The sequence below is a fragment of the Methanosaeta sp. UBA458 genome, from assembly GCF_002496085.1.
Lineage (GTDB): Archaea > Halobacteriota > Methanosarcinia > Methanotrichales > Methanotrichaceae > Methanothrix > Methanothrix soehngenii.
In genome coordinates this window covers 1-800 of the sequence record NZ_DAIK01000026.1, presented here as the reverse complement: position 1 = coordinate 800, position 800 = coordinate 1, and the positions used below count along the sequence as shown (strand labels likewise).

Genomic DNA, 800 nt, shown 5'->3' with positions numbered 1-800 from the left:
AATTCCAGAAGCGGCCCAAAAAGCTGGCTTTTATGCGCTAGCGCTCTATGCCGCTGCGCCAAAAAGTCCCCGGCGGGAGTGGTCTATTCGCTGAATAAAGTTCGAGGAGGCTAGATGTACGAGATAGTAACCAAGGAGACAGTGGCTCCCAATATCATTCATATGAAGTTCAAGGCGCCCAAGATCGCCAGCAGCGCAAAGCCCGGTCAGTTTGTGATCATCAGGGTGGACGAGAAAGGGGAGAGGATTCCCATGGGCCTTGCCGGCTGGGACGAAAAAGAGGGAACAGTAGATATCGTCTTCTATGTCCTGGGAACCAGCACTGCAAAGCTATCCACCATGTGTGAAGGCGATTCTGTGGCCAACATCGCCGGCCCCCTGGGCAAGCCCTCGGAGATCGAGAACTTCGGCCGGGTGATATGCGCCTGCGGCTGCTTCGGCGTGGGGCCCTCGCTACCACTGGTCAAGGCCCTCAAGGAGAAGGGCAACTATGTCATCACCGTGGTGGAGGGCCGGGGCCCGGATTTCGTCTTCTGGACGGACAGGCTGGGAGAATTCAGCGACGAGGTTCATGTGGTGACAGGCTGCGGCAAGACCGCCTGGGCCAATGACTTCATCGAGCAGGAGCTGCAATCCGGAAAAAAGATCAACAGGATCTTCGCCCACGGCTGTCCATTTATGATGAAGGTCTCCTCGGATGCCTCTCGGGCTGCGGGAGTGGATACGACTGTGAGCCTGACTCCGATCATGGTGGACGGAACGGGGATGTGCGGAGCCTGCCGGGTGGAGGTGGGAGGAGA

1 protein-coding gene is annotated in these 800 nt (G+C 57.8%); it reads left to right on the top strand.

The genetic code is table 11. The features are described from left to right. Positions 1-114 precede the first annotated feature (114 nt). On the top strand, positions 115-800 hold a 686-nt coding region (locus tag BP822_RS01545; RefSeq protein WP_286877568.1), incomplete at its 3' end, for a sulfide/dihydroorotate dehydrogenase-like FAD/NAD-binding protein.